Source organism: Nocardia jiangxiensis NBRC 101359, assembly GCF_000308615.1.
Classification (GTDB): domain Bacteria; phylum Actinomycetota; class Actinomycetes; order Mycobacteriales; family Mycobacteriaceae; genus Nocardia; species Nocardia jiangxiensis.
In genome coordinates this window covers 257,002-279,026 of the sequence record NZ_BAGB01000040.1, presented here as the reverse complement: position 1 = coordinate 279,026, position 22,025 = coordinate 257,002, and the positions used below count along the sequence as shown (strand labels likewise).

Sequence of the window (22,025 nt, the reverse complement as noted above, 5' to 3'; positions counted from 1 at the left end):
CGGCCGCACAGGCGTTTCGGGCGGGAAACTCGGTGTGGTGAACCGGGCGAATTCGATGGGATTGCCGGACGATCGCTCAGCAGCGAGAAATCATGATCGGCAACCGGCATCGGCGCTCGGCGAGGTCGCGCCGGTGCCGCGATGCCGCGTCGCTCACGGGTGTGGCGTGAGCAGCTTCCGAAGTCCGAGAATATCGATCTTGCCGGTACTGCCGCGCGGAATGCTGTCGTCCGAGTCCAGCAGCAACCACACCGAGGGCACCTTGAAGGAACTGAGTATCGACTTCGCGGCGGTCCGCAGGTGCTCGGTCGTTGTCGTCGCGGTGTCGCACACCACGGCGGCGGCGACCCGATCACCCTGTGCACCAGTGATATTCGTGACGAATGCGGCCGAGATACCGGGGAGGGAACGCAGCGCGCCCTCCACCTCGCTGGGATAGACGGTGGCGCCGCTGACCTTGAACATGTCATCGGATCGGCCGTGATAGAACAGGAATCCCTCGCCGTCGAGATGGCCCAGATCGCCGGTGGAATAGAAACCATCGATCGTGAACAGCTCCGCGCGGCTGCGACGGCACATGCCGCGCAACGTATGTGGTCCGCGCAGTTGGATCACTCCCACGGTTCCGGTCGAAACGGGCACACCGCTGTCGGGATCGGCGATGCGCACCTCCATGCCCTCGAACTGCCGCCCGCAACTGCCCCAGGCGGATCGAGGCATATCCGTATCGGCCGGATAGCCGCAGTAGGGGCCGAACGACTCGGTCATGCCGAACAGGTTGGCGCGCGCACCCGGTTGTGCGCGCATGTGCTCGGGCAGCAGTGCGGGCAGACTTCCCGCCCGCAACGGCGGCACCGCGACACCGAGCTGTTTCGCCTGTCGTGCCAGGGATTCGGCCTGATCGGGCCAGCCGCGGAAGAGGTTGACGCGCTCCTGCCGCAGTAGGTGCAGTGTGGCCTCCGGCGCGGGGATGTCCTCGGTCACCAGCGTCGCACCCGCCAGCAGCGCAGACAGCACTCCGCCGCCGAACCCGCCGACCCAGAAGAACGGCATCGGCAGGTACAGCCGCGTGGTGTCGTCGATGAGGCGTGCCGACAAACCGGATCGGACCGCGGCGAACGCACTGCCGTGCGAGTGGATGACCGCCTTGGGTAACCCGCGGCTGCCCGAGGTGAACATGATGGCCAGGGGATCGGCGGGCGTCACCGTCGCGGTCAGCGCATCCGCGACGGTGACGGTGTAGGACGGCGCGGTGGCCCCGGTGAGTTCGGAGGTGCTCAGCACGTGCCGCAGCGCCGGAAGGCGCGGGTGGGACAACATCCGGTCGCCCGTGGGTGAAATCTCCAGCTCCGCAAGGTAATTGCGGCCACGGAACTGTTCCACGGCGATCAGGTACTGCACCGAGCCCACCTGCAACTGGGTCCGTAGTTCCGGTGGGCGCAATAACGTGCTCAACGGTACGAGCGTGGCGCCGATACGTGTCACGGCGACGGCGATCTGCACCCACTGCGCACTGTTCGGCATCAGAAGCCCTACACGGGAGCCTTTGCCGACGCCCGCGGCCACCAGCACGCCCGCCAGATGCGCTGTGGTGCGGTCGAGTTCGGCATAGGTGAGCCGGGTCTTCGGGTCGATGACCATCTCCGCGGCCGGGTGTTCGTCAGCACGTGCCCGCACTACCGCGTCCATCGTGGTCGCGACGTTGTTCTCAGTCATCGAAGACCTTCTTCAATCGGCGCAGGTCCACTTTCCCGCTGGACATCAGCGGGATGTCCGCGGTCCGCACGGCGGCGATGCGCGCGGGAATCTTGTACGCGGACAGTTGATTGCGCAATTTCTCCCGCAGCGCCGACTCGTCGAATGTTGCGGGATCCTCGACCGTGAGAACCGCGGCTACCACATGTCCGCGATCGGGGTGGGGCAGGCCGAAGACGTATGCGGCGCCGCCGGTGATGTCGGTGATCGCCTTCTCGACCTCGGCGGGCGAGACGTTGGCGCCCGCGGTCTTGATCATGGCGCCACTGCGGCCCAGAAAGTAGACGAAGCCGTCGGCGTCGGTCCGGGCCAGATCGCCGGTATGGAACCAGCCGTCCGGATCGAAGCAATCCTCGTGGGGCCGTTTGTAATAGCCCTGCATCACATAGGGGCCGCGGAAGCGTAATTCGCCGATCTCGTCGACGGCGACCGGTGTTCCGGTGTCCTGATCGATGATCTCGACCTCGAATCCGGGTGCGGGCTTGCCGAACGAGCCGCGTCGGTGCTCGGGCTGGTCCGACTCGTCGCTGCTGAGCAGTACCACGCTTCCGGCCTCGGTCATGCCGAGCATGTTGTGCCGCAACTCGCTGTCGCGGGGCCGCAGTTCCGCGGGCATGACAGGGTAGAGGTTGCCGCGCCGCATCGAGGACAGATCGCGTGCGGCGAAGCTGGGATGCCGGGCCAGATGGGCGATCCCGGCCGCGAAACCATTGGTCACGGTAGGTTTCTCGCGCTCGAGCAGATCCAGGGTGGCGGCCGGGTCGGTGGCGTTGGAACACACCAGGGTTGCCCCGGCGACCAGGGTGGCCAGCAGGCCGAAGGCGAAGCCACCGATCCAGAAGAACGGCGAGTTGCAGAACAGCACGTCGGCTTCGGTCAGTTCGCGGATCGCGTTCAGGTTGCGCTGGTGTCCGAGCAGAGCGGCATGGGTGTGCACGACGCCCTTGGGTGCACTCGTGGATCCGGAGGTGTAGACGATCGAGACCGGATCGGAGCCATCGACGTCCTGTTCCATCGCCGCGAGCAGGGCATCGTCATGCTCGGCGATATCGGTCCGGCGGGCGAACAGCGGACCGGGATGTGTTGTCTGCGAATCGCTCTCGACCGTTGTCAGGACGTGGCGCAACTGGGGTACCTGCACACTGAACAGACGGCCCGCGCCATCCCGCTCGGTTTCGGCGAGAACTTCGGTCAGCCGCTGCACATAGTTGTGTGATCGGTAGCCCGTCGCGGCGAGCAGAATGCGAATGTCGCTGTGCACCAGCTGCTCTCGTAATTCCCGTGCGGTCGAGAAGGTGGAGAAGGGGACGACGACCGCGCCGATTCGGGCCGCGGCGAACGCGGCAACGGCGAATTCGGCGCTATTGGGATACAGCACGCCGATGTGTGTGCCTTTGCCTGCGCCGAGTGCGATCAGTTCGTGGGCGAGTTCGGCGGAGCGGCGTTCGGTCTCGGCGTAGGTCAGTCGATCGGCATCGCAGATCAGCAGCGGGCGGTCGGCACGATCCCGCGCTCGGCAGCGCAGCAGGTGTGCGAGAGTGTCAGGACCGGTGGGGTTGTCGGCAACGCCGGGGTCGGTCATCAGCGAATCCTCGGTTCGGGCCGGTCGTTTCTGTCGCGCTCGCCCTGGGCTGCCAATTCCGCCTTGCCCAGCGGATTTCCCAGCCGGGTGTAGATGAGCCCCTGATCCAGGGCGGCCCGGTACGGTTTGTCGAGCGACTCCCAGATGGCCTTCACGGTGCCTTGGGTCGCGGACGGCGGCTTGGCGGCGATGGTGCTCGCGATCTGGTGGGCTCGTGCCCAAAGGTCCTCTACCGGAACCACTTCCGACACCAGGCCGATCCGCAACGCGGTGTCGGATCCGACTCGTTCGTCGTTGCCCATCAGCGCGATGCGCAATGTCTCACCCAGGCCGATCCGGCGTCGCAGTCCGATCGGCTCCAGCGCCGAGACCAGACCGGCCGAGACGTGTGAATCGAAGAACGTCGCGTCGGAGGAGCAGATCACCACATCCGCCTCGTTGACGAAATAGAACCCGCCCGCGGTGCACATACCCTGTACCGCGCACACCACCGGCTTCCACATCTTCTGCCATTTCGGGCTCAGTGCTTGCCCCGGATCCTCGTGATGCCACACGCTGTCCGGCTGCCCATAGGATTTCTTGATGTCCAGACCGGCGCTGAAGGCCCTGGTTCCGGCCGCGCGCAGCACGACCGCGTGCACCGAGTCGTCGGTGCGCAGCAGTTGCCACGCCCGCGCCATCTCCGTGCACATGGTCCGATCGAAGGCATTGAGCCGGTCCGGACGATTCAACGTGATGGTGGCGACCCGGTCCTGCTCATACACCTCGAGACGGATGGTCTCGAATCCGGGCCGGGCCGCGCCACCGACCTGCCCGCGCGGTATCTCACTGCTCATCGACGATGCCTCGATTCGGGCGATATGGGTGTTCCGCACAACTCAGCGACCACGGAACCCGGGTTCGCGCCGCTCACGGAATGCGGTCAGACCTTCCTTGAAATCCGATGTCCGGCATGATAATTCGAGATCGTAGAGTTCCTGGTGCATGGCCTGGGGGAGGGTGGCGTGCTGCGCGAAGGTCATCGCCTGTTTGGCCAGTCCGATGGCGACGGTGGGACCGGCGGCCAGCTGGTCGAGCAAGGCACGCACGCTCGTGTCCAGGTCGGCGGCGGGAACGCAGCGATCGATCAGGCCCCAGGCCGCGGCGTCGGCCGCGCTCACCTTCTCGCCCAGCAGCAGCATGCGCTTGGCTCGGGTGAGACCGATCAGCCGAGGCAGTAGCCACGTCGATCCGGAATCGGGGCTGAAGCCGCGGGTCAGGAACGGCTCCCAGAACACCGCGTCCTCGGCGGCCACGGTGAAGTCCGCCGCCAGCGCCATATTGCAGCCCATCCCGACCGCCCAGCCGCGCACGCTGCACACGACCGGAAGCTGGATGGTGTGCAGCAACTCGATGATTCGGTGTGAGGTATGCGGGATGCGCCGGACCAGATCTCCGGTGCGCGGGCGCGGTCCGTCGCTGTCGTTGGGGGCGATCCAGTCCACTCCGGAGCAGAAGTCCTTCCCGTTCGCACCCAGATGGATCGCTCGCAGCGCCGGATCCGATGCCGCGTCGGTGAGGGTCGCCACCAGCGTGTCGACCATCGCCGCGCTGAGTGAGTTCCGGCGCTCGTTCCGGTCGATCACGAGATGCAGGACATCGTTCTCGCGGTGGACCGCAACGGTCCCGCCGGGTGCGGTTTCGGACTCACGACTCACGGTCTCACCCACATCTCGGAGAGCATACTGTCAATAGTACGGTATACGATACCGTTGTTCTTTGTACATGACGCACGCGAGTGTGCCGGGCGAAAGAGGGCGCATGTCGAACAACGATCCGCACGGTCCGTCGCGCAAGGCATTCGGCGCGCAGCCGATGCAGCAGACGCAGGAGGCCGCGGGCGCGATCCGGCGGCTGGCCGGGCTGCTGCTCGCGTTGGAACACCCGCACGAGACGGTCGCCGACATGCTCACGCAACTCGCGCGGTGGGAACGTGAGCTCGCCGCGGCGGGACCGGCCGACCTCACGCCGCGCATCGGCCCCGACTCCGGCGAGTCCCGGCGGATCTATCTGGACCACGCCTTCGACATCGGTGCCTACAACCCGTGCTTCCCGGAGTACCGGTTCGACCGCATCGACACCGAGACCGCCTGTGGCACTGTGAATTTCCTGATACCCTTCGAAGGCCCGCCGGGGTTGGTGCACGGTGGGTTCCTGGCGGTCTTCTTCGACTGCGTCATCCAGCATCAGAACTGCGCCACCGGCCCGGCCGGGAAGACCCGCTCACTGGAGATGACCTATCGGCGGCCGACGCCACTGCTCACCGAACTGCGCTTCGACATCGAGCGGACGGTCGGTGAGCGCACCATCGAGTCGACCGCCCGGCTGCTGCTCGACGACGTCGTGCTGTGCGCGGCCGTGGTGAGCGCGGTCGCCGCCGCGCCGAGCAGTCTGGCCGGTGCCCGATTCGGTCAGCGAGGACACGAGCCCGCATGAGGCTCGCGCTCAGCGCCGCCCACGGGTGGCCGCGCCGAGAGACGAGGTCTTCGAGCACTTCGAGGCGGGTGGTCAGCAGGGACGGGTCGACCTTCGCGACGACCGTGGATCGGTGGACTCTGCCCGGGGCGCAATGGTTACAGCGCGTGTCCGACACGTTCGAAGATGTGAGAAAAGGATGGTGGCGCAATGGATCTGGGCTTGCGTAACGCGGCTGCGGTCGTGGTCGGCGGTAGCCGGGGAATGGGGCTGGCCACAGCGCGCAGTCTGGCGCAGGAAGGAGCGCGGGTGTGCGTTCTGGGGCGCTCTCGCGCCGATCTCGACCGTGCCGAACAGGATCTGGCGCGACAGGGTAGCCCGGACGTGGTCGGACTGGTCGACTGGGCGAACTCGGTCGGCGTGCGCAGCGACGACCCGTATGAGCTGATGTCGCTGATCGGCGAGCGCTACGGCCATCCCGCGCAGATGCCGCGCGCCGGCCGGCCCGAGGAGATCGGGCCGGTGGTGACCTTCCTGGCCTCGCGGCTCAACTCCTATATGACCGGAGCGAACGTCAACGTGGATGGCGGCTCGGATTTCATCTGATACCACCATCTTTCGTGGTGCGGGCCGCGCACCACGAAAGATGTGCGGCACTCAGATCCGGTAATCGCGCAGCACGCCCTTGCTGATGATCCGCTTCTGGATTTCGCTGGTGCCCTCACCGATCAACATGAACGGGGCCTCGCGCATCAGCCGCTCGATCTCGTACTCGATCGAATACCCGTAGCCGCCGTGGATACGGAAACTCGCCTGGGTGACCTCGTTGCAGAATTCACTGGCCAGATACTTCGCCATCCCGGCGGCGACGTCATTGCGCTCGCCGGAGTCCTTGAGCCGGGCGGCATTGACCATCATCAGATGCGCCGCCTCGACCTTGGTGGCCATCTCGGCGAGGGAGAATCCGATGGCCTGGTGATCGACGATCGGTCGACCGAAGGTCTGGCGCTGCTGGGCGTACCGCGCCCCGAGTTCGAAGGCACGCAACGCGATTCCGCAGGCGCGCGCGGCGACATTGACCCGGCCGACCTCGATCCCGTCCATCATCTGCTTGAACCCCGCGCCGGGACGGCCGCCCAGTACGGTGTCCTGCGCCGCGGCGTAATCGTCGAGTACGAGTTCGGTCGTATCGATACCCTTGTACCCCATCTTGTGGATCTTGCCCGGCACCGTCAGACCGGGGGCGACCGTGCCCAGTCCGGTGGGCTTCTCGATCAGGAAGGCGGTCAGGTTGTCGTGTGGGCGCTCGTGCCCCTCGTCGGTACGGACCAGCACCGCGACGAGATTCGCGGTCGATCCGTTGGTCAGCCACATCTTGCGACCGGTGATGCGGTAATCGCCGCCATCCTGGCGAACGGCCTTGGTGCGGATGGCCGCGACGTCCGAGCCGAGTTCGGGTTCGGACATCGAGAACGCGCCGCGCAGCTCACCGGTCGCCATGCGCGGCAGCAACCGGCGCTTCTGCTCCTCGGTGCCGTGATGGGTGAGCAGGTAGGCGACGATGAAATGGGTATTGATCACGCCCGATACGCTCATCCAGCCCCGGGCGAGTTCCTCGACACACAGGGCGTAGGTGAGCAGCGATTCGCCCAGCCCGCCGTATTCCTCGGGAATCATCAGCCCGAACAGGCCCATCTCGGCCATCCGGTCCACGATGGACTGCGGGTAGGTGTCGGTGCGCTCGAGCTCGGCCGCGGCCGGAATGATCTGCCGTTCCACGAAAGTGTGGACAGCGGCGAGGATTTCGGTCTGCGCTTCGGTCAGGCCGTGGGTCTGTGCGAGTTTCACCAGTGGTATCCGTTCAGTGGGGCCGATGGTTGGGGGTGATCGCTCAGCTCACCCGCTCGAAGATCGCGGCCAGTCCCTGACCGCCGCCGATGCACATCGTCTCCAGACCGTAGCGCAGCTCGCGCCGATGCATTTCCCGGGCGAGCGTGGCCAGCATCCGGCCACCGGTGGCGCCGACCGGATGCCCCAGGGAGATACCGGAACCGTGGACGTTGGTCCGCTCGAGATCGGACTCGCCGAACTCCCATTCGCGCAGTACCGCGAGAGCTTGCGCGGCGAACGCCTCGTTCAGCTCGATCAGGTCCACCTCGGCCAAGCTCAGGCCCGCACGCTGCAGAGCGGCCTCGGTGGCCGGGACCGGCCCGATGCCCATCACCTCCGGGCGCACTCCGGCCACAGCCCAGGACCGCAATCCGACCAGCGGCGTCAACCCCAGCTGCTCGGCCCGGTCGCGGGTGGTGACCAGGCACATCGACGCGGCATCGTTCTGCCCGCTGGAATTACCCGCCGTCACCGTGGACTCCGGATCGATCTGTGCGCGAATCGGTTTCAGCTTGCCGAGCGCTTCCACGGTGGTGTCCGCGCGGGGATGTTCATCGGTGTCGACGACGCTCGCGCCGGCGCGCGTGGGCACGGTGGTCGGGATGATCTGCTCCGCGCTCGCACCGGAATCGGCCGCGGCCACCGCGCGCTGATGCGAGCGGACCGCCAGGCGGTCCTGTTCCTCGCGCGAGATGTGGTAGTCGCGCCGCAGATTCTCGGCGGTCTCCAGCATGCCCCCGGGCACCGGATGATGTTGCCCGCCGGCGGTTTCGCGCCCGCGGGCCAGACCGTCGTGCATCTGAACCCCGGTGCGTGCGCCACCCCATCGCATATCCAGCGAATAGAAGGCGGTGTTGCTCATACTCTCCACGCCACCGGCCACCACGACCTCACTGGCCCCGCTCTCCACCTGGAGTACGGCCTGAATCACCGATTGCAGACCCGATCCGCATCGCCGATCGATCTGCATCCCGCCGACCGTGGTCGGCAGACCGGCGTCCAGCGCGACGACCCGGCCGATGGCCGGGGCCTCGCTGTTGGGGTAGCAGTGCCCGAGCACCACATCGTCGATGACATCGGGTTCGATACCCGTGCGCTCGAGCAGTCCGCGCAGTGCGGTGACGCCGAGTTCGACCGCGCTGAGCGAGCGAAACACCCCGCCGTAACGCCCGATCGGGGTGCGGACGGGCTCACAGATCACTGCTCTGGGCATGGTGTCGTTCTCTTTTCGGTCGGTCACCGGAAGCGCCGGTCACTTCCAGGGGCGTGTGGGTCAGTACTGGGTCGATCCGAGGTCGACCGCGATCTGCGCGGCCGTGACGAAACGCGCGTCGTCGCCGGCCAGCCAGGCGACCGTCGCCGCGACATCCTCCGGTTCGGCGATCCAGGCCGGGAGGAACGGTGTGATCATCTGTGCCAGTGCGGGATTGGTCTCCAGGGCGCGGCCCAGGCTCGCGACCATATCCCCGCCGCCCATGGGTGTGTTCACCGCGCCTGGGTGCACACTGTTGACGCGGATGGAGTGCTTGCCCAACTCCGCTGCCAGGCTCCGGGCCATCCCGGTGATGGCGTGTTTGCTCGCGGTGTAGTGGACCATGAAGGGCTGCATCTTGATTCCCGCGGCGGAGCTGATCAGGATGATCGAACCCCCGCGCCCGCCGTCGATGATGTGCTGCGCGCCCGCGGTGACCGTATTCCACGTTCCGACGACGTTGACGTCGATGACATCGCGGAACGAATCCGGGGTGATCGCGTCCCACGCCTCGGGGATGCAGATACCGGCATTGGCCACGATGACGTCCAGGCGCCCGAACTCCGCGAGGCCCTGCTCGACCGCGCGGCGTAGGCCCTCGAGGTCCCGGGTGTCGGCCTGCGCGGTCACGATGCGGCGGCCGGTCTTCTCGACCAGGCGTGCGGTTTCGGCCAGATCGTCGGGGGTGGCGGAGTCGTACGGGACCGCCTCGGGCAACGGGCCCGCGATATCCACGGCGATGATGTCCGCTCCCTCGCTCGCCATCCGCACCGCATGCGCGCGTCCCTGACCGCGTGCGGCCCCGGTGATGAATACGACCTTGTCCTCGAGTCGTCCGGTCATGTGCTCTCCTGATGCGGCGCCTGTTCGATCACTGCGGGAACCGTAGCGTCCGCCCCTCGCGGCGATGCGGATCGGCCTGGCGAACGGGAGTGTCGTCGTAGTTATCGTAAGCGCAACTGTATCTCATCGAATCCGGCTTTCCACCGGCGAGATCGGTGTTACAGTCAGTCTTACTGGATTCATCACTGTCTAGCTTCTCGGTACGCGTTGCCGTCCGGTTCGGAGCTGGTGAGGAGCACACGGATGTCGCAGGTTGTCGGGTTCATCGGGGCCGGGCAGATGGGCGAGCCGATGGTCTCGAGATTGCTTCAGGCGGGCCACCGGGTGAAGCTGTTCGCTCGCCGGACCTCGGTGCGCGAGCGGATGGCGGCGGCCGGTGCGCAGACCGTCGATTCGGTCGCCGAGGCCGCCGCGGCCGATATCGTCATCGTCTGCGTGTTCTCCGACGAACAGCTCGTACAGGTCCTGGACGGGCCCTCGGGAGTGCTGGGCGCGGCGAGCAAGGAGTGCGTGGTCCTGTCGCACACCACCGGAACCATGGCCACCGTGCAGGATCTGGCCGCCGGGTATCCCGAGGGGCCGGTACTGCTCGACGGGCCGGTCAGCGGTTCCGCCGAGGACATCGCCGCCGGGCGCCTGACCGTACTGCTGGGCGGTCCGGCGACATCGGTCGAGCGAGTGCGCCCGGTGCTCGAGTCCTACGCGGACACCATCGTCGCGACCGGCGCGCTGGGCAGTGCGCTGAGCGTGAAGCTGATCAACAACGCGCTGTTCGCGGCCAACGCCCAACTGGTCGCCGCGGCCACGGACGTGGGGCGGCGGTGGGGGATCGGTGACCAGGAGCTGGTGCGCGCCCTGCTGGCGTGCAGCGCCCGCAGCTATGCGGCCGAGTCGATTCACCGCACCGGAGGACTGGCGAAGTTCGAACGCATGGCAGCGCCCTACCTGCGCAAGGATGTGGCCGCGTGCCTGGCGGCGACGAAAGACAACGGCATCGAGCTGGCACAGCTGGCGGACGTGATTCACCACGGCCCGCTCGAACTCGGCTGAGTCCTACCGGGAGACGACACGAATGACCAGACACGCCATCGGGCCGGTGGCCGATGCCGCCGCGGCCGAACCCGTGGACCCGGCCGCCCTGCTCGAGCTGCAACGCCGGGCGCACCGGCGGGCGGGACCGCCGTCGGCGGCGTTGCGGCGCAACCGGATCGACCGCCTGCTGGCCATGGTGCTGGACAATCTGGACGACTACGTCGAGGCTCTCGCGCAGGACTTCGGAACCCGCTCACGCACGGGAATCCTGTTCGCCGAGATCATGGGGATGCTCTCGAGCATCGAACACACCCGCTCACACCTCGCGCGCTGGATGCGGCCGCGCAACCCGAAACCGATCGCCCGGCTGTACGGGATCAACGCCCGAGTGGAGCCGACGCCGCTGGGGGTCGTCGGCATCATCGGACCCTGGAACTTCCCGCTCCAGCTCGTGATCGCACCCGCCGCGGCCGCATTCGCGGCAGGCAACCGGGTGATGCTCAAGATGTCCGAGATCACCTCGCGCACAGCCGAACTCACCCGGGCACTGGCGCCGCGATACTTCGGCACGGACGAACTCGCGGTCGTCACCGGCGGCCCGGACGTCGCCGCGGCCTTCGCCGGACTCGCGTTCGACCACCTGTTCTTCACCGGCTCGACGCGGGTGGGCCGGCTGGTGCAGCAGGCCGCCGCGGCCAATCTGGTTCCGGTCACCCTGGAGCTGGGCGGCAAGAATCCGGTCGTCGTGGCACCCGATGCGGACATCGCCCGCGCGGCGGCTCGCATCGCGCGAGCTCGCATGGTCAACGGCGGACAGGTCTGCGTGAGCCCGGACTGCGTCTACGTTCCCGACGGGCGAGCCGAGGAATTCACCGCCGCGGCACAGGAGGCGTTCGGCAAGCTGTTCCCGGCCGTCGCGCAGAACCAGGACTACACCGCGGCGGTCGATCAGGCCAATTACGACCGCATCGTGGGACTCATCGACGACGCGCGCGGCCGCGGAGCCCGGATCACGCAGGTGATACCCGACGGAGAAGGTGCACCGGACCCGTTGTCGCACAAGGTGTCTCCGACCATCGTCGGCGAGGTCACCGACGAGATGGCCATCGCCGCCGAAGAGGTCTTCGGCCCGGTTCTGCTCGTGCGGACCTACGCGTCGCTCGAGGATCTGATCACCCGACTCGACGCGGATCCGGCCCCGCTCGTGGCCTACTGGTACGGGCCCGCCAACGCGGACTTCCGCGCCTTCATCCGGCGCACACGCAGCGGGGGCGTCTCACGAAACGACTTCGCACTCAACATGTTTCCCGAGGATGCGCCCTTCGGGGGAGTAGGACACAGTGGGATGGGGGCCTATCGCGGCAAAGCCGGTTTCGACACCTTCACCCACTACCGCACCGTCGTCGGGAGCAATCTGCCGTTCCTGATCACCGCACGTGCCGCACCGCCGTTCGGCGGCCTGATTCGCCGCTCGACCGAACTGATGCTGTCCAGCGCGCACCGGCGCACCCGCCGTCGGCTCGCCGGAGCCCGGCATCTGCGGACGACCGCCGACCGATAGCCGTTGCGAGAACCGGCGCGTCCGCGCCGACACGACCCATCGCAATCTCAGCCCGAATCCGCCTGCCCACGCGGGCGGGCGCCCCCAGGAGGCACCGTTGTCTCGCTCCGCCACCGAGCCCGACATCTCGACAACACCACTGACCCTCGTCGCCGCGGCCGACGCCGCCGCCGCAGCGCTGCCCGATCGCGAACTGGTGGTGCAGGGAGAACAGCGCCACACCTACGCCCAGATCGCCGAGCGGTCCCAGAGACTGGCGGGCTATCTGCGCGAACGCGGACTCGGTTGTCACACAGAACGTTCCGGACTCGCGGGCCACGAGGTCGGCCAGGATCTGCTCGGGATCTACGCCTACAACGGCCACGAGTTCGTCGAGAGCCTGATCGGCTCCTTCCGGGCCCGCGTGGCGCCGTTCAACGTGAACTACCGCTACGTCGAGAACGAGCTGCGCCAACTCCTGGAGGACTCGGGCGCCACCGCGCTGATCTACCACGCCGCGTTCGCACCGTGCCTGGCCCCGCTGATCGCCGATCTTCCCCGGTTGCGCGTGCTCATCCAGATCGCCGACGACTCGGGTAACGAATTGCTGCCCGGCGCAGTCGATTACGAGAACGTCCTCGCCGAGGCCGCGCCGGACCCGGACCTGCCCGAGCCCTCCCCGGACGACCTGTATGTCCTGTACACCGGCGGCACGACCGGGATGCCGAAGGGTGTGCTGTGGCGACAGTACGACATCTTCATGGCCGCGTGCGGCGGCCGGGACAACAACACCGGCGCGGTCGTGCAATCCGCCACCGAGGTCGGGCAGCGGGCCGCGGCCAACCCGGGGGTCAATCTGATGATTCTGCCGCCGCTGATCCACGGCGCGGCACAATGGGCGGTGCTGACCGCGATGACCACCGGGCAGACGATCATCTTCGCCTCGGTGACCGATCATGTCGATCCCGAGGACGTCGTACGCACCATCGAACGGGAAAAGGTCTCGATCGTGATCGTGGTCGGCGACGCGGTCGCGCGCCCGATCCTGACCGCGATCGAAACCACCTCCGCCGATATGTCCTCGCTGGTGGCGCTGGCCAACGGCGGCGCGGTGCTGAGCCCGGCGCTCAAACAGCGGTGGATCGACGCGATCCCGAACCTGGTCGTGTTCGACGCCGTCGGAGCCTCGGAGACCGGCGCGCAGATGCACCACGTCTCGGCCGCCGGACTGGTCTCCACCGGCACCTTCGCCGCCGGTGTCGACACCTGCGTGGTCGCCGAGGACTTCGGTGCGGTGCTCGAGCCCGGCCACGACGGCATCGGCTGGCTCGCCCAGCGCCGCTTCACACCCCTGGGCTACAAGGGCGATGCGGCCAAGACCGCCCGGACCTTCCCGACCATCGACGGGCGCCGCTATGTCCTGCCCGGGGACCGGGCCCGCCATCTGGCCAACGGCTCGATCGAGCTGCTCGGCCGCGACGCGGTGACGATCAACTCCGGCGGGGAGAAGATCTTCGTCGAAGAGGTCGAGATGGCGATCTCCTCTCACCCCGACGTCGCCGATGTCGTGGTGGTGGGACGGCCCAGCGAACGCTGGGGCCAGGAGGTCGTGGCGATCGTCGCGCCCGAGAACGGCACCGACCCGGACCCGGCGGCGCTCATCGCCTACGCCGCGAAATCGATTGCGCGGTACAAGCTTCCAAAGGTCGTCGTTTTCCGTCCCGCGATCGTGCGCAGCCCGGTCGGCAAAGCGGACTACCGCTGGGCGCGCGAGCAGGCGATCACCGCCGACTGACCGGTGGGCCAATCGGCAACTGTTGCCCGGTCAGCGCGCCCGAGCGCGGCGTTGATTCCTGGACGACGCCGGTTCGAGCGACGGCGAGTTCGCCGCCCGCTGAGGATCGCTAGCGCGCACGCGCCTTGCCGAGCAGGCCGCCGCCGATGATGAGGCGCTGGATCTCGCTGGTGCCCTCGTAGAGGCGCAGCAGGCGCACGTCGCGGTAGATGCGTTCGACCGGGACACCGCGCATGTAGCCGGTGCCGCCGTGGATCTGGACTGCCGAATCCGCCACTCGCCCGGCCATTTCGGTGCAGTAGAGCTTGGCGACCGACGGGGCGATGCGGCGGTCTTCGCCGGAAACCCAGGCGCAGGCGGCCTCGCGCACGAGTGCGCGCCCGGCCATGACTCCGGTCTGCATATCGGCCAGCAGGGCCTGCACCAGTTGGAATCCGCCGATCGGCTGCCCGCCCTGGGTGGCTGTGGCGGCGTAGGTCACCGACTCGTCCAGCGCGCGCTGCGCGGCTCCGACCGACAGCGCCGCGATATGCACTCGTCCCCGGGCCAGTGAGGTCATCGCCGCGCGATAGCCGATGTCCTCGCTGCCGCCGATCAGTGCTTCGGGCCCGACCCGCACATCCTGGAAGCGGACCTCGGCGGTCCAGGCGCCCTCCTGGCCCATCTTGCGATCCTTCGGGCCGACCTCGATGCCGGGAGTGCCTGCGGGAACGAGGAATACCGAGATTCCCGGTCCGTTGTCGTCGGCGGGGCGGGTGCGGGCGAAGACCACGAACAGATCCGCGACCGGGGCGTTGGTGATGAATCGCTTCTCGCCGTTGATGATCCAGTCCGAGCCGGACATCCGGGCGGTCGTGCGCAGCGAGGCCGGGTTCGATCCGGCGCCGGATTCGGTCAGCGCGAACGAGGCGACCACCTCACCGGTCGCGATGCGTTCGAGCCACTGCGTCTTCTGCTCTGTGGTGCCGAATCCGACCAGGACCTGTCCGGCGATACCGTTGTTGGTGCCGAACATCGATCGCAGCGCGAGGGTGGTGTAGCCCAGTTCCATCGCCAGTTCGACATCCTGGGTGAGATCCAGGCCCAATCCGCCCCATTGCTGTGGGATGGCGTAGCCGAACAGCCCCATCGCCTTGGCCTGCTCGGCGATCCGGTCCGGGATGCGGTTGTCCTCGGCTATCCGCTGTTCCTGCTTCATCACCACCGAACGTACGAAATCGCGTGTCTGATTCAGGATTTCGCGGAAATCCTCGGCGGTGACGATGTCGGATCCGATGGCCGGAGTTGTCATGAGTGGGTCCTGTCTGCTCCCGGCGGTCGATCGCCGGACATGTGTTGCTGATCGGTGGTGGTGCGCGTGGCGCTCGGCGGAATGCGTGTTCGCACTGGGCGTCAGCGACGTTCGCTGCTCCGGGCGTGCAGGGATTCCTCAAGGTGCCGTCGAACCGCGGTCAAGTCCGCCTTGCCCGACGGCGTTCTCGGAATTTCCGGCACGATCTCGATCTCCGCTGGAATCTCGTAGGGAGCCAACCGGTCTCGAAGGTAGCTGCTCAGGTCCGCCTCGGTGACACTCCGGTAGTCCCGGAGCTCGACCATGGCCACCGGAACTTCACCCAGACGAGCGTCGGGCCGCGAAACCACCGCGGCGCCGGCGACGTCCGGGTGCCGCTCGAGCGCGTTGCGCACATCGTCCGGCATGATCTTGAACCCGCCCCGGATGATCGCCTGGTCCGCGCGGCCCAGGATCCACAGGAATCCGTCGTCGTCGATGCGCGCCAGATCGGTCGTCCGCATCCAGTGCGCCGACGGCCCGAGCTGTCCGGGAGCGACCTCGAGCAGGCCGGGGCGATCGGGCGGGAGTACTGTGCCGTCCTCGTCGACGACCCGCAGCCGGGCCCCGCCGGAGGCGCGTCCGACGCTGCCGCGCTTGGCATCCCAGTACTTCCGGTGATCGGTCAGGGTCCAGCCCGCAACTCCGCCGCCGAATTCCGTTGCCGCATAGGAGGTCAGGATCGGGATGCCGAACTTCTCGCGGAACGCGTCGGCGTCCTCGGCCGACAACGGCGCAGTGCCCGAGGTCACCACGCGGATGCTCGACAGATCATCGCTGGTCAGATCCGAGTGCAGTACCGCGCGCACCGCCGCCGGGACGAGTGAAACCGCCTTGGGGCGGTGCGTGCGCACCGCGCGAGCCCAGGGTTCGAGCTGGAACCGCGGCAGCAGTACGAACGGGCGCGCCTCGGCGATGCACTGCAGGACCCGGAACACGCCGCCGATATGCACCAGCGGAGCGTTGACGATGGCGACTCCCGAACGCGGTTGCGCCGGAGCGGGTGCGCTCTCGGGATCGCGGCCGATCACGCTGCGGGCCAGCATGTCGTAGCTGATATCGATGCGCTTGGGCGGTCCGGTGGTGCCGCTGGTGAGCATGCGCACGGCCACCCCGGATTGCGCGGTGCCGCCCTGGTGACGCCGCCCGGCGGTGGTGGACAGGTGCGGGTCGGCTCCCGGATCCGTGATCGCCAGCGTGGCCGATCCCGGTGCGGGAGTGACCAAGTGGGCCAGGTCATCCGGAGCGCCGATGATCAGCGGGAGGTGCAACGCGGTGATATCGGCGCGGGTACGGTCCTCGCCGCGCGAAGGGTTGATCACCACTACCGTGCCGCCGCCCAACAGCACCCCGAGCAGGGCCGCGACATTTTCGGGCCGGTTGCGCAACAGGATGCCGATCTGCCTGCGGCCCACGGGATACGCGGTGACGAACCCGCGGATCCGCCGCGCCGCCGCACCGAGCTCACCCCACGTGCGCCACACCTGGCCGTATTCGATCGCCGGTGAATCCGGTTGCAGGGCCAGCGTTTCGGCGATCCGCCAGCTCAGTACATGATCGGCGTAGCTCATCGGCATTGCCATTGCGGCTTCCTCTTCTCCACGAACGCTCGCGGCCCTTCGAGCGCGTCCTCGGTGCGGGTGACGCGCTCGCGGAACGATTCGGCGAGCATCTCGGCCTCGTGCAGCGGCACGTTCACGCCCTTGAGAATAGCCAGGCGGGTGCCGCGAACCGCCAGAGGCGCATTGGAATTCACGATCTCGGCGATCTCGTGCGCGCGTTCGAGCAGCCGGTCGTGCTCGACGATCTCGGTGATCATGCCCAGCTCGTACGCGCGTTGTGCGCTCATCCGCTCATGCTTGCCGGTCAGCGCGACGCGCAACGCGACCGTGCGCGGCAGGACCCGCGCCAGGCGCACCATCTCACGACCGGCGACCAGCCCGATGCTCACGTGCGGATCGAAGAACTGCGCGCGCTCGGAGGCGATCACGATATCGCCGGTGGTCACCCAGTCCAGCCCTGCGCCGCAACACAATCCGTTGATCGCCGCCAGCACCGGTTTGGTCATCGTCCGGAACGGCGGGGTGCCCTCCTGCGGGGCCTCCCACTGCTCGTAGGTGGACAGGTACGGGCGCTCGTTGATCACCTTGCCGTCGCCGGGGATCGCCTTGACGTCCGCGCCGGTGCAGAAAGCGCGTCCGGTGCCGGTGACGACGAGCGTCCAGACCCGGTCGTCGTTCTCGGCCTCGGTGTACGCGGTCCGCAGCTCGGTGATCATGTGCGGGCTCAGCGCGTTGAGGGCGTCCGGGCGGTTCAGGGTGAGCGTGGCCGTATGCCCGTCGACGCGATATTCGATGGTGTCGAACGGCATGGGACTTCCTTTCGTCGCGACGGTGTCGCCGGACAACCGATACTGATATATATACAGTAGTTTGTACCGTTGGTCTTCGTAACGTGGCGGATGCGACACCGACCCAGAGGCCGGAAGGAAGAGGAACCGAGATGAGCACCTCCAGCACTGCAGACGGCCGCATACTCCGTGAGGTGGACGCCGACGGGAGGATCGTCACCGTCACCCTGAACAATCCCGGGCAGCGCAACTCCTACGACGCCGCGATGCGCGACGGGCTGGCGCGGTTCCTCGACGAGGCGGCCGAGGACGACGATGTCACCGTGGTCCTGCTGCGCGGAGCCGAAGGCGTGTTCAGCACCGGCGCGGACATGAACAACGCCTACGGGTGGTACGGCGACAAGGCGGCCGCAGGCAACGGTGACCGCCCGGCCAAGGGACGGCCCAGCCAGCGCAGGCGGCTGACCGTGGACCGCAAGTCCTTCGGCTTCTATCACAATCTGATGGGCTTCCCGAAGGTCGTCGTGGGTGAGATCAGCGGCTACGCCCTGGGCGGTGGCTTCGAGATGGCGCTGATGGCCGATATCTCCGTGATCGCCCGCGACACCCGGATCGGCATGCCCGCGGCGCGGTTTCTGGGTCCCGCGCTGGGCAGCCTGCACATGTTCTTCCACCGGCTCGGCCCGGTGCTGGCGCGCCGGCTGCTGCTGACCGGCGACATCGTCGAGGCGAGCACGGTCGAACATCTCGGAATCTTCACCGAGACATGCGATCCCGCCGCGGTGACCGCCCGCGCCCGCTACTGGGCCGAGAAGGCCGCCAAGATGCCCGCGGACGGCGTCGTCATCGCCAAGGAGGCGTTCCGGCTGGTCGAACAGAGCCAGGCATACCAGGGCGAGGAGGTGGCGAGCTACCTGTTCCACGCGTTCGGCACGAATCTGCAGTTCGCTCCGGGAGAGTTCAACTTCGTCAGGACGCGCGCCGAACACGGCACCAAGGAAGCATTCCGGTTGCGCGACGAGCACTTCCATGTGCCGGATCCGGACGTGCGCTGAGCCGCCGCGCCCGGTCCGGGCCCGCCGGACCGACCGGATTCGACAAGCATCTATGGGAACAGCTGTGCGGCACCGGCTCCACCTCGATGGATCGGCCGGATTCGGATCGATGCCGCACTCGGCGCATACTGATCGTGCGGATCCACCCGATCGCAGCCGCGGTGACAACCCCGTCCGCTAGCGGTCCGCAGCGTTGCCCGGCCGGTGCGGTGCAACGGAATTCGCGCGGGCCGCGGCATTACGCTCGATCAGCCGCCCGATGTGGTCCAGGATGCAGCCCAGCCCGTATTCGAAGTTCCGTTCGTCGGGCGCGCCCGAGCGCAGGCCCCTGGCCGCGGCTGCGGCCAGCAGCGGTGTGGTCTGCGGATCGACCACGATGCTGTCGTAGTAGGCGCGCGAGGATCCTTCACCGTCCTGGTTCTTGTCGTAGAGTCGTTGCAGCACAACCGATCCGCGAATGTGCAGGTTCATCGCGGAGTAGGTGTCCAGTGCCTGCTCGATCGACAGGCCCGCGTCCACCAGCGTGGCCACCGTGCGTTCGAGCTGCTCGGCTCCGACTCGGCCCGCGTGCTGACTCAACGCGGACCTGATCAGGATCAGATCGCACAGAATCGGGTTGTCCAGGAAGGTGCGCCGCAGGATCCTGGCATGATTGACCAGACTCTCGCGCCACTTCGACGCCTCCACCGACGGGTAGGGAGCGGTGTAGACGTACAGCCGCAGCGCGCGGTCGGTCATCGCGTTGAGCAGATCGTCCTTCTTGCGGAAGTACCAGTAGATACTGGTCACTCCCACGTTCAGGTGACGTCCCAGCAGCGGCATGCTCAGGCCGTCGATGGAGACTCGCTGGGCGAGTTCGAAGGCGCCGTCGATGATGTCCTCGGGGTTCAGCGAGCCCCGCTCGCGGCGACGCCGGTTCTCCGCGGTTGCGCGTTTGGCCACGTTATCCTCCTGTGCCCCAGGACCCGCCGGTGAAGACCGGGTCTCGCTTCTGCGCGAACGCGGCGAACGCCTCGAGCACATCCGAGCCGGACAGATTGGCGGTCTGTGCGCGCATCTCACCCTCGAGCGCTTCGGGCAGGGTGCGGTCGGCGCCCTCGTTCATCAGTTCCTTGGTCAGCGCCAAGGCCCGTGGCGGTCCGGCCGCGAGCCGACCGGCCACCCCCGCGACGAAGGAGTCGATCGACTCCTCGGGCCGCACCCAGGTGACCAGGCCGAGCGAGTGCGCCTCCGCGGCGCCGATCGTGTCCGCCAGCAGCGTCAGGCGTTTGGCCTGTTGCAGGCCGACCAGCCGGGGCAGCAGCCAGGAACCGCCGCAATCCGGCGACAGCGCACGGCGAGTGAAGATCTGGCAGAACCGCGCATCCTCCGCGGCCGCCACCAGATCGCAGCCCAGGGCGAGATTCCACCCCGCACCGGCCGCGACGCCGCGCACCTTCGCGATCGTCGGAACCGGCAGCTCGTGCAGTTGCCGCACCACGGCGTTGATCGCGCGCATCTCCTCGCCGGGATCGGGGAACTCGTCCATGCCCTCGGCCTCGGAAATGTCTGCGCCGGAACAGAAATTACCGTCCGCGCCGGTCAGGACGACCGCGCGGATCGTGTCGGTCTCCGCGATCTGCGTGAACGCATCCGCCAGCGCCCGCCACAGTTCGCGGGTGATCGCGTTCTTGCGGCGTGGCCGGTTCAGGGTCAACGTCAGCACGCCTGCGGCCTCGTCGTGCAGAAGTGCAGGGTCCTCACTCATGAGGTCCTTTCCGAACCGGATTTGCGGGCTGGTGTCTCAGGCTTCGGGCCGATTACGCCGAGCCGCAACGGTTCCGGCGTCGAATCTCGCTGCCGACGAGGTACTTTCGACATCGCATCACCGGTGCGGGGCGGCGATGTCGAAGGTGACTGGCAGCGTGTTGGGGGAGCGGAACGGCTGTCCGGAAATGTGCGGGTCGCCCTCGGGCAGAAGGGTGAAGTTCCTCAGCCGGTCCAGCAGGCATTCCACCGCGACCCGCGTCTCCATGCGCGCCAGATGCAGGCCCAGGCAGGTGTGCGCGCCGGCGGTGAAGCTGATGTGCGGGGTGTGCGAGCGGAAGATGTCGAACTCCTCGGGCCGGTCCCAGCGGGTTTCGTCGCGGTTGGCCGATCCCAGGCACAGATCCAGCACCGCGCCCCGGGGGATCGCGGTGCCTTCGAGTTCGGCGTCTTCGGTGACGTACCGCTGCACCAGCGTCAGCGGCGTCTCGTAGCGCAGGCCCTCCTCGATGGCCTGCGGAACGAGGTCCCGGTTCTGTTGCACGGCGGCGAACTGCTCGGGGTGGCGCAACAGCAGATAGAGCAGATTTCCGGCGGAGCGATAGGTGGTTTCCAGCCCGGCGGGCAGCAACAACCGCAGGAACGAGTAGATCGCCTCGTCGCTCAGCTTCTCGCCATCGATCTGCGCGGCGACCAGATCGCCGATGATGTCCTCGGTCGGTGTGCTGCGGCGTTCCTCGATGCGCTCGAGGAAGTACTCCTTCAGATCGTTCGAGGCCTGCTGCGCTCGCGGAACCTTGTCGGCGTAGCTGATGATCGCCACGGCGGCCTTGCGGAAGAACGGCAGATCTTCTTCGGGGAGCCCCAGCAGACGTGCGATGACCCGCGTCGGGAACTCGAAGGTGAACTCCTTGATCAGATCCGCTCGGCCACGTTCGGCGAATTCGTCGATCAGCGCCTCGCAGATCGGCCGCACGATCTCCGGCTCCCACCGCAGCAGCGACTGCGGCCGGAACGCGGTGGTCACCAGGGCCCGGTGCGCCTTGTGCGCGGATCCCGACATCGCCAGGATCGTCGGGCCCATGAACACGCCGATGGTGGAATCGTAGAGCTTCGAGGTGAATGCGCGGTTGTTCCGCAGCGCCGCGCTGACCGCGGCATAGGAGACCGCGGCGTAGGTGTCCTTGGGCCGCAACGATTCCGGGGTCTTGGAGTAGTCCATCACCGTGCCGTGGAACACCCCCGTTTCGCCGCGTCTGGCGGCGAAGTAGGGATAGGGGTCACGTAGGTCGAGAGCGTCCGCGGCGACCGCGGATTCGTCTCGTGCAGGGCTGTTCACAGCTCACCTCAGGGTTCGTGGCTCATCGCGGAATTCGGCTGTCTACACTACTGTAATGCATA

Annotated in this window: 18 protein-coding genes and 1 pseudogene; 6 read left to right on the top strand and 13 right to left on the bottom strand. The window is 67.4% G+C overall.

Annotated elements, in window-relative coordinates; all coding sequences use genetic code 11:
* Positions 1 to 153 precede the first annotated feature (153 nt).
* The 4 genes from ON40_RS13715 to ON40_RS13700 are packed head-to-tail and all read right to left on the bottom strand — an operon-like array spanning position 154 to position 5,034.
* Positions 154 to 1,716: a class I adenylate-forming enzyme family protein gene (locus ON40_RS13715; protein WP_040822290.1), complete on the bottom strand. Its 1,563-nt coding sequence runs from the start codon at positions 1,714 to 1,716 to the stop codon at positions 154 to 156.
* Positions 1,709 to 3,337 (bottom strand): class I adenylate-forming enzyme family protein, encoded by a 1,629-nt coding sequence (locus tag ON40_RS13710; protein ID WP_051193064.1) that lies wholly within the window; start codon positions 3,335 to 3,337, stop codon positions 1,709 to 1,711. Before ON40_RS13710 ends, ON40_RS13715 begins: the two co-directional genes overlap by 8 nt.
* Complete coding sequence (locus ON40_RS13705) at positions 3,337 to 4,173, bottom strand: enoyl-CoA hydratase/isomerase family protein (RefSeq protein WP_051193096.1); 837 nt, start codon at positions 4,171 to 4,173, stop codon at positions 3,337 to 3,339. The genes ON40_RS13710 and ON40_RS13705 overlap by 1 nt, the downstream gene beginning before the upstream one ends.
* 42 nt (positions 4,174 to 4,215) lie before the next feature.
* Positions 4,216 to 5,034, bottom strand: coding sequence for an enoyl-CoA hydratase/isomerase family protein (locus ON40_RS13700; RefSeq protein WP_040822613.1), 819 nt, complete (start codon positions 5,032 to 5,034; stop codon positions 4,216 to 4,218).
* Between the two features lie 103 nt (positions 5,035 to 5,137).
* On the opposite strand from ON40_RS13700, the gene ON40_RS13695 reads away from it, so the two are divergent.
* Positions 5,138 to 5,812, top strand: coding sequence for a hotdog fold domain-containing protein (locus ON40_RS13695; protein ID WP_040822609.1), 675 nt, complete (start codon positions 5,138 to 5,140; stop codon positions 5,810 to 5,812).
* Between the two features lie 189 nt (positions 5,813 to 6,001).
* Positions 6,002 to 6,397, top strand: a complete 396-nt coding sequence (locus tag ON40_RS13690; RefSeq protein WP_040822289.1) for an SDR family oxidoreductase — start codon at positions 6,002 to 6,004, stop codon at positions 6,395 to 6,397.
* A gap of 51 nt (positions 6,398 to 6,448) precedes the next feature.
* Here ON40_RS13690 and ON40_RS13685 read toward each other — a convergent pair whose 3' ends face one another.
* The 3 genes from ON40_RS13685 to ON40_RS13675 are packed head-to-tail and all read right to left on the bottom strand — an operon-like array spanning position 6,449 to position 9,776.
* Positions 6,449 to 7,642 (bottom strand): acyl-CoA dehydrogenase family protein, encoded by a 1,194-nt coding sequence (locus tag ON40_RS13685; RefSeq protein ID WP_040822287.1) that lies wholly within the window; start codon positions 7,640 to 7,642, stop codon positions 6,449 to 6,451.
* Positions 7,643 to 7,682: 40 nt separating this feature from the next.
* Positions 7,683 to 8,894, bottom strand: a complete 1,212-nt coding sequence (locus ON40_RS13680; protein ID WP_040822606.1) for an acetyl-CoA C-acetyltransferase — start codon at positions 8,892 to 8,894, stop codon at positions 7,683 to 7,685.
* 60 nt (positions 8,895 to 8,954) lie between these two features.
* On the bottom strand, positions 8,955 to 9,776 hold the full coding sequence (locus tag ON40_RS13675) for a mycofactocin-coupled SDR family oxidoreductase (protein ID WP_040822286.1): 822 nt from the start codon (positions 9,774 to 9,776) through the stop codon (positions 8,955 to 8,957).
* A gap of 243 nt (positions 9,777 to 10,019) precedes the next feature.
* Between ON40_RS13675 and ON40_RS13670 the strand changes: the two genes are divergently transcribed.
* The 3 genes and pseudogenes from ON40_RS13670 (at position 10,020) to ON40_RS13660 (ending at position 14,143) form a co-directional block, all read left to right on the top strand.
* A complete protein-coding gene (locus ON40_RS13670) occupies positions 10,020 to 10,826 on the top strand; it encodes an NAD(P)-dependent oxidoreductase (protein WP_040822285.1) in 807 nt (268 codons plus the stop codon).
* A 7-nt stretch (positions 10,827 to 10,833) separates the two neighbouring features.
* Positions 10,834 to 12,369: pseudogene (locus ON40_RS13665) on the top strand (aldehyde dehydrogenase family protein); the annotation flags it as partial.
* A 97-nt stretch (positions 12,370 to 12,466) separates the two neighbouring features.
* Positions 12,467 to 14,143, top strand: coding sequence for an acyl-CoA synthetase (locus ON40_RS13660; protein WP_245567789.1), 1,677 nt, complete (start codon positions 12,467 to 12,469; stop codon positions 14,141 to 14,143).
* Positions 14,144 to 14,252: 109 nt separating this feature from the next.
* Here ON40_RS13660 and ON40_RS13655 read toward each other — a convergent pair whose 3' ends face one another.
* The 3 genes from ON40_RS13655 to ON40_RS13645 all read right to left on the bottom strand — a co-directional run bounded on the left by ON40_RS13655 (position 14,253) and on the right by ON40_RS13645 (position 17,844).
* On the bottom strand, positions 14,253 to 15,434 hold the full coding sequence (locus ON40_RS13655; RefSeq protein ID WP_040822283.1) for an acyl-CoA dehydrogenase family protein: 1,182 nt from the start codon (positions 15,432 to 15,434) through the stop codon (positions 14,253 to 14,255).
* A gap of 101 nt (positions 15,435 to 15,535) precedes the next feature.
* Positions 15,536 to 17,056, bottom strand: a complete 1,521-nt coding sequence (locus ON40_RS13650) for a class I adenylate-forming enzyme family protein (RefSeq protein WP_245567788.1) — start codon at positions 17,054 to 17,056, stop codon at positions 15,536 to 15,538.
* On the bottom strand, positions 17,041 to 17,844 hold the full coding sequence (locus ON40_RS13645; protein ID WP_040822280.1) for an enoyl-CoA hydratase/isomerase family protein: 804 nt from the start codon (positions 17,842 to 17,844) through the stop codon (positions 17,041 to 17,043). Before ON40_RS13645 ends, ON40_RS13650 begins: the two co-directional genes overlap by 16 nt.
* Before the next feature lie 131 nt (positions 17,845 to 17,975).
* Here ON40_RS13645 and ON40_RS13640 point away from each other — a divergent pair, with 131 nt between their 5' ends.
* Positions 17,976 to 18,878 (top strand): enoyl-CoA hydratase/isomerase family protein, encoded by a 903-nt coding sequence (locus tag ON40_RS13640; protein ID WP_040822277.1) that lies wholly within the window; start codon positions 17,976 to 17,978, stop codon positions 18,876 to 18,878.
* A gap of 177 nt (positions 18,879 to 19,055) precedes the next feature.
* On the opposite strand, the gene ON40_RS13635 is transcribed toward ON40_RS13640, so the two are convergent.
* The 3 genes from ON40_RS13635 to ON40_RS13625 all read right to left on the bottom strand — a co-directional run bounded on the left by ON40_RS13635 (position 19,056) and on the right by ON40_RS13625 (position 21,963).
* The gene (locus ON40_RS13635; RefSeq protein WP_040822273.1) at positions 19,056 to 19,820 is read right to left on the bottom strand and encodes a TetR/AcrR family transcriptional regulator C-terminal domain-containing protein; all 765 of its coding nucleotides are present in this window, start codon (positions 19,818 to 19,820) and stop codon (positions 19,056 to 19,058) included.
* Position 19,821: 1 nt separating this feature from the next.
* Positions 19,822 to 20,625: an enoyl-CoA hydratase/isomerase family protein gene (locus ON40_RS13630; protein ID WP_040822271.1), complete on the bottom strand. Its 804-nt coding sequence runs from the start codon at positions 20,623 to 20,625 to the stop codon at positions 19,822 to 19,824.
* 117 nt (positions 20,626 to 20,742) lie between these two features.
* On the bottom strand, positions 20,743 to 21,963 hold the full coding sequence (locus tag ON40_RS13625; protein ID WP_040822268.1) for a cytochrome P450: 1,221 nt from the start codon (positions 21,961 to 21,963) through the stop codon (positions 20,743 to 20,745).
* Positions 21,964 to 22,025: the final 62 nt, after the last annotated feature.

Coding starts and splice junctions, on each gene's coding strand:
- ON40_RS13715 (WP_040822290.1), bottom strand. CDS start 1,716: ATGACTGAGAACAACGTCGCGACCACGATGGACGCGGTAGTGCGGGCA.
- ON40_RS13710 (WP_051193064.1), bottom strand. CDS start 3,337: ATGACCGACCCCGGCGTTGCCGACAACCCCACCGGTCCTGACACTCTC.
- ON40_RS13705 (WP_051193096.1), bottom strand. CDS start 4,173: ATGAGCAGTGAGATACCGCGCGGGCAGGTCGGTGGCGCGGCCCGGCCC.
- ON40_RS13695 (WP_040822609.1), top strand. CDS start 5,138: ATGTCGAACAACGATCCGCACGGTCCGTCGCGCAAGGCATTCGGCGCG.
- ON40_RS13690 (WP_040822289.1), top strand. CDS start 6,002: ATGGATCTGGGCTTGCGTAACGCGGCTGCGGTCGTGGTCGGCGGTAGC.
- ON40_RS13680 (WP_040822606.1), bottom strand. CDS start 8,894: ATGCCCAGAGCAGTGATCTGTGAGCCCGTCCGCACCCCGATCGGGCGT.
- ON40_RS13675 (WP_040822286.1), bottom strand. CDS start 9,776: ATGACCGGACGACTCGAGGACAAGGTCGTATTCATCACCGGGGCCGCA.
- ON40_RS13670 (WP_040822285.1), top strand. CDS start 10,020: ATGTCGCAGGTTGTCGGGTTCATCGGGGCCGGGCAGATGGGCGAGCCG.
- ON40_RS13655 (WP_040822283.1), bottom strand. CDS start 15,434: ATGACAACTCCGGCCATCGGATCCGACATCGTCACCGCCGAGGATTTC.
- ON40_RS13650 (WP_245567788.1), bottom strand. CDS start 17,056: ATGGCAATGCCGATGAGCTACGCCGATCATGTACTGAGCTGGCGGATC.
- ON40_RS13645 (WP_040822280.1), bottom strand. CDS start 17,844: ATGCCGTTCGACACCATCGAATATCGCGTCGACGGGCATACGGCCACG.
- ON40_RS13640 (WP_040822277.1), top strand. CDS start 17,976: ATGAGCACCTCCAGCACTGCAGACGGCCGCATACTCCGTGAGGTGGAC.
- ON40_RS13630 (WP_040822271.1), bottom strand. CDS start 20,625: ATGAGTGAGGACCCTGCACTTCTGCACGACGAGGCCGCAGGCGTGCTG.